The following is a 2237-nucleotide window of genomic DNA, read 5'->3' as shown; positions in this document are numbered from 1 at the left end:
AAATCCCCCACAGAGCTGTGTCCCTGTCCGCCGGCGGGCCGGGGCCCCGCGGGGGGGGGGGGGGGCCCCCCCGCGCCCCCCCCCGGCGGGGGCCCCCCCGGCCCCGTTGCAGCGCCTCAGGGGGCTACCGGGGCACTCAGGCCTCGGTGCTCTCCTCGGTCTTCTCCTCGGCGGCGGCCTCGACGGTCTCGGCCGTCTCGTCCTCGTCGTCGAAGTTGATCTCGTTGCCCTCGGTGTCGACGACCTTGGCGGCCTCGACCACGGTGGCCAGCGCCTTGCCGCGGGCGACCTCGCCGACCAGCAGCGGAACCTGACCGCCCTGGACGACCTGCTGGGCGAACTGGTCCGGGGTGAGGCCGGAGCCGGCCGCACGGCGGATGAGGTGCTCGGTGAGCTCCTCCTGGTTGACCCCCAGCTCCTCGTTGGCGACGATCTGGTCCAGGACGAACTGGGTCTTGATGCCCTTCTTCGCCTGCTCCTCGATCTCCGCCTCCCACTCCTCGCGGGACTTGCCCTGGGTCTCCAGGTAGGTGTCGATGTTCAGACCCATCGGCTCGAGCTGGTGGTGCTCGAGGTTGTGCTTGCGGGTCTCGATCTCGTCCTTCAGGAGCTTCTCGGGGTACTCGATCTCAACCAGCGTGAGCAGCGCGTCGAGGACCTTCTCCTGGGCCTGGGTGGCCTGGTCGTACTCCTTCATGCGCTCCAGGCGCTTGCGGGAGTCGGCACGCAGGTCCTCCAGGCTGTCGAACTCGCTGGCCAGCTGGGCGAACTCGTCGTCCAGCTCCGGCAGCTCCTTCTCCTGGACGGCCGTGACGGTGACGGTGACCTCGGAGGTCTTGCCGGCCTGGGTGCCACCCTTGAGCTCGGTCTCGAAGGTCTTCTCCGCGCCGGCCGACAGGCCGAGCACGGCCTCGTCGATGCCGTCGATGAGGCGGCCCGAGCCGATCTCGTAGCTGACGCCCGTGGCGGTGCCGTCGTCCGGCACCTCGCCGTCGACCTTGGCGATCAGGTCGACGACCACGATGTCGCCCTCGGCGGCGGCGCGCTCGACGTCCTTGACCGAGGAGAAGCGCTCGCGCAGCTGCTCGAGGGACTTCTCGATGTCCTCGTCGGAGACGACGATCGGGTCGACGGTCACCTCGATGGAGGAGAACTCCGGCAGGGTGATCTCCGGGCGGATGTCCACCTCGGCGGTGAACTTGAGGTCACCACCGTCGGCGATCTTCTCGACACCCTCGATGTTGGTGATGTCGGGCTGGCCGAGGACCTCGATCTTGCCCTCGTCGACGGCCTGCGTGTAGAAGCGCGGCAGGGCGTCGTTGACGGCCTCCTCCAGCACGGCACCGCGGCCGAAGCGCTGGTCGATGACGCGAGCCGGGATCTTGCCCTTGCGGAAGCCCGGAACCGTGACCTGCTGGTTGATCTTCTTGTACGCCGCGTCGAGGCTGGGCTTGAGCTCCTCGAAGGGCACCTCGACGGTGAGTCGAACCCGGGTCGGGTTCAGAGTCTCGACGGCGCTCTTCACGGTTAGGTCTCCTAGGGGCTTGCGGTCAGGTTGTCTCCGCCCGGCCCGCACGCCCGGCCGGAGCCGGTACGGGTGGGTCGGACGAGACGGGCGATGGGCGGTTGGAGCTGCATCTCCCGTGTGGGTGGACGGTGAGCTTGACTCCTCGCCCTCGGGCGGTTGACCTGGGTTGACGCCACAGGGACTACCGCCAGCGCCCCATCCTACCGGTACCACGAAAGGCGGACGCCAGGCGCCACCGTACCGCCCGAACAGAACAGGGCCCCGCCCCGGTGGGCGAGACCCTGCCGCACTGTCGGGGTGACCGGATTCGAACCGACGGCCTTCCGCTCCCAAAGCGGACGCGCTACCAAACTGCGCCACACCCCGTGGTGCCGAGAGGAAGCGTACACGCCGGGCCTGTACGGCTCGTCGACTTATTCGGGGCACGGCGGGAGCATCGCGGAAGGGGGTGCGCGCGGAGTGCGGTGTGCACGGAAGGGACCGGAGCGGGTACGCTGTCCCCCGAACTTCCGACCGGGAACGGTCGGCGGCTTCGCGCGGGTGTAGCTCAATGGTAGAGCCCTAGTCTTCCAAACTAGTCACGCGAGTTCGATTCTCGTCACCCGCTCTTCCGGCCCGGGCCCCGGGGGGACCCCCACAACCCGCACGAGAGAGAAGAAAACACAAACAACACCCCCCCACCAAAACAAAAACAAGGTAAGAAAGAAGA

The 2237-nt window shown here is 68.3% G+C and carries 1 protein-coding gene and 2 tRNA genes; 1 reads left to right on the top strand and 2 read right to left on the bottom strand.

The genetic code is table 11. The annotated features are described in order from the left end of the window. Positions 1-136: 136 nt before the first annotated feature. Positions 137-1525, bottom strand: a complete 1389-nt coding sequence (tig, locus tag ACFWXO_RS17515) for a trigger factor (protein WP_380403547.1) — start codon at positions 1523-1525, stop codon at positions 137-139. Between the two features lie 295 nt (positions 1526-1820). Beyond that, positions 1821-1894: transfer RNA gene (locus ACFWXO_RS17510), tRNA-Pro, on the bottom strand. Positions 1895-2064: 170 nt separating this feature from the next. Here ACFWXO_RS17510 and ACFWXO_RS17505 point away from each other — a divergent pair. Continuing rightward, positions 2065-2135: transfer RNA gene (locus ACFWXO_RS17505), tRNA-Gly, on the top strand. The last annotated feature ends 102 nt before the right edge of the window (positions 2136-2237 follow it).

This window comes from Kitasatospora sp. NPDC059088 (genome assembly GCF_042738155.1).
GTDB lineage: Bacteria > Actinomycetota > Actinomycetes > Streptomycetales > Streptomycetaceae > Kitasatospora.
The sequence above is the reverse complement of the archived record's forward strand: the minus strand, read 5'-3'. Positions and strand labels throughout refer to the sequence as shown.